The organism is Methylobacterium sp. V23 (assembly GCF_002917135.1).
Taxonomy (GTDB): domain Bacteria; phylum Pseudomonadota; class Alphaproteobacteria; order Rhizobiales; family Beijerinckiaceae; genus Methylobacterium.
In genome coordinates, this window is record NZ_PDHT01000092.1 from 1 (window position 1) to 3052 (window position 3052).

General features: G+C 66.7%; 3 protein-coding genes. 2 read left to right on the top strand and 1 reads right to left on the bottom strand.

Annotated features, from left to right (window positions below; genetic code table 11):
* Nucleotides 1-273 precede the first annotated feature (273 nt).
* Nucleotides 274-1101: a helix-turn-helix domain-containing protein gene (locus CRT23_RS27310; protein WP_103712605.1), complete on the bottom strand. Its 828-nt coding sequence runs from the start codon at nt 1099-1101 to the stop codon at nt 274-276.
* 618 nt (nt 1102-1719) lie between these two features.
* Here CRT23_RS27310 and CRT23_RS27315 point away from each other — a divergent pair.
* A complete protein-coding gene (locus CRT23_RS27315; protein ID WP_103712606.1) occupies nt 1720-2400 on the top strand; it encodes a ParA family protein in 681 nt (226 codons plus the stop codon).
* Nucleotides 2397-2798 (top strand): hypothetical protein, encoded by a 402-nt coding sequence (locus CRT23_RS27320; RefSeq protein ID WP_103712607.1) that lies wholly within the window; start codon nt 2397-2399, stop codon nt 2796-2798. The genes CRT23_RS27315 and CRT23_RS27320 overlap by 4 nt, the downstream gene beginning before the upstream one ends.
* Nucleotides 2799-3052: the final 254 nt, after the last annotated feature.

The following is a 3052-nucleotide window of genomic DNA, read 5'->3' on the forward strand; positions in this document are numbered from 1 at the left end:
GGCCGCCCGCCGATGAACCGGGGTATACGGATCTCACCCTAACCCGTCAACCGCCAGAGGCGGGGAAAACGCACATGTCGCAGTTTGGTTCTCTCTCGGACGCAGCGACGGGTGTGCGCCCCTGTCGAGGTCGCGCTCCGACGAGGCTGGGAATCCTGCCCCGATCGCGTGACCTCAACACGTGCTCACCCTGGCGTTGCGCGCGCTTTTCGGGGGGGTACGGCCCTAATCCCGAGGTGGGACAGGCCACCGAAGCTCCACTCGATCGGAGTTTCATCCCCAGGTTGTGCGGCTCTTCACTCCTTTTCTCGTAAACCCTTGATTCCGTGGGCTTCTCAAAAGTGAACCCTCCCCCCCTCCCACGACACCCGTGGTCTGAAGACTGGAGTATCCCCTATCCTGAAGCGCTGCAGGCTCGGCAGCGGAGGCCCGGACAGCCGTGCTCGGGGCAGTCCACCGCGCCAGCCAGGCCAACCAGCTCGGGGAGACGATCCGAACCACGTTGGTGCGATTGGGACGGTACTGAACCCGTCGTTCCGTGATGGACACCACGCCGAGGTTCTGGGCGATCCGCAGGGCCAGGCGCGCCTTGGTCTGGCCCACCCCGGCCCGGGCGGCGATCTCGGGGATCGAGAGCGTGCACTGGCGTCCGGCGACGAACGAGTCGGCCACGATCTTGAGGACGGCCAGTTCCCCCGTTGTGAAGCGGCAAGCGAGCTTCGGCGGCAGGGGCCCGGAGGCTGCCAGGGTCCGCCGGCGTTCCAGCGAGCGGGCCCGGTCGGGCGAGCGCTGGGGGCGCTTGGGTGGGAAATAGGACCAGGGGCGTGGATCCTGGCCCGGGCTCTGGCCGGAGGACACTTCCGGGGCCTCCGCGGCCGCTTCGGGGGGCTTCCGGGAGGAGAAGACGGCAAGGCCTCCGAGGGAAACGGCGGAGGCCTGGGCGCGCGGTCTGCGGCGGCCGTGGATGGCTTCGGCGAGGGCCTGGGCCTGGGCTTCCGTCAGGGCGCCCTCCCCGGCCGCACGCCACAGATCGCGGCTCAGGGCGTCCAGGGCGGCCAGGGGAACATGGTTAACGAGACTGAGTAGGTGGTCGAACGACATGATGGTCCCTGGGTTGGGACCGCATCGGGCTGAGCGACATCGCCTCGAGAATGCACATTCTCGATTGACTCCTGAGTGGAGCTATGATGTACTGAGGACATTCCAGTCTTTTTCAGTACACTGCCGATTTGACGGCCCTCCGGTTTGGCGACCGGGGGGCCGTTGTCGTTTCAGGGTCCTACTGCGGCGGGCGGTGGTTCCTTGATCGAATCCCCGGTCAAGCAAGGACCGAAGACCGCGCATTCGGCATGCGAGGGGTACTCCTGTCAAACCAGGGACTTGCGCCGCTCCGCAGCCGTGCCCGATCCGTGGCCCCTGCCGGGACCGATGCGCCCGTTCATTCCTCCGATGCGTCCGATCCGAGACAGGGCATTTCCCTCGGCGAACCGGATAGCGTCACGGGTCCGGCAGATGATCTGCCCGACAGAGCGGAACCTCTCATCCAATCGTAAGTCCCTAAAAAGTCATGCAAATATCTCTAAGATGGGCAAATGGGCTTTTGCCCAAGAACCCAATTGGGTTTACGGGTTCTTGGGAATTTGGGCGCTAGGGCAATAGGGCTCTTGGGACGATGCGTCCTGGATGTTTGGGGTCCAGGAGGCCCGGGGAGCCTGTTCGATGGCGGTCATCAGCGTCTGCTCTACGAAGGGCGGAGTCGGGAAGACGACGCTCGTGATCTGCCTGGCGGATGCCTTCGCGCGCCAGGGGGGAAGCGTGGCCATCGTCGATGCCGACCCGAACGGGCATGTGGGCGCCTGGCGTGAGCGGGCGGGGGCGGACTCCACCGTCGCGGTCATCTCGGGCGTGACGGAGACCGTCATCCTCGACCGCATTGCGGAGGCGGCGACACAGTACGGGATCGTCCTGGTGGATCTCGAGGGCGCCGCCTCGCAAGCCGTCACCTACGCGATCGCCGAGTCGGACCTCGTGCTGATCCCCACCAAGATCTCGGGTATGGACCTGCAGGAGGTGTTCCGAACCTACGAGGTGGTGCAGCGGGCCCAGCGCATGCTGCGCCGATCGATCCCCGCGCGGGTGGTCCTGACCCAGATGTCGCCCCTGCAGAGCCGCGTCGCCCAGCATGCCCGGGAGGAGATCCAGGGCGCCGGCATCCCGCTGCTGCGGACCGAGGTGATCCAGCGGGCCGCGTACCAATCCATGCATTTCACGGGGTCGACGCCGGCCGGGCCGGGCGGAGACCCGAAGGCTGCCGCCGAGGTGGGGGGTGTCCTGAACGAACTCCTCGCCATCCTAGCCAAGCAGGAGGAGCTGGCCGAGCAACAGGGAGCCGGACGATGAACAAGCCTCCGTTCCTGCCCTCACCCCGCCCACGGCCGCATACGAGTCCGGAGGATGCCCGGCTGCTGGCAGCCGCGACGAGCGACCTCGGCTTCACCCGGGCCTCGAACGCCCCCCAGGAGCCGCCGGCCGCCCCGAGGATTCCGGAGGCGCCCCGGCCAGCCGAGGTCACCAAGGCCAGCCCAGTCACGACACCGAAGACCCGGGCTGCCGCGAGGCGAAAGACCAAGGCGACGGTCCTGAAGGTCGAGGTGCCGGATCCCGTCTGGACGGCCCTGCGGCAGGAGGCCCTCGATCGCCGGGTGACCGTGAAGTACCTGGTCCTCGAGGCCCTGGCGGCCAAGGGCTACGCCTTCGATCTCTCTGCCATCCCGAAAGACGGTCGCCGCCTGCGCTAGGTGAAGGGTCCGCAGGGGCCCTGTCCGAAAAGCTGCCTTTCCGCAGATCTAATCTGGACCTTGCGGACGCCAGTCAAGCCTCCGCACCCCTGTCCGCAGGAGCATGGTCCAACGGACGTCGAGACCGACCGATGCTCAGAAACGCAGAAAGGCCACCCCGGAGGGCGGCCTTTCGAAGGTGACGATCGTTTGAGGGACTCTTGTTCTGTGCAGGTCTGGCGGCGACCGACTCTCCCGTGTCTTGAGACACAGTA

Bases quoted from the DNA above. Each gene is read 5' to 3' on its own strand.
- CRT23_RS27320 (WP_103712607.1), top strand. From the start codon at position 2,397: ATGAACAAGCCTCCGTTCCTGCCCTCACCCCGCCCACGGCCGCATACG.
- CRT23_RS27315 (WP_103712606.1), top strand. From the start codon at position 1,720: ATGGCGGTCATCAGCGTCTGCTCTACGAAGGGCGGAGTCGGGAAGACG.
- CRT23_RS27310 (WP_103712605.1), bottom strand. From the start codon at position 1,101: ATGTCGTTCGACCACCTACTCAGTCTCGTTAACCATGTTCCCCTGGCC.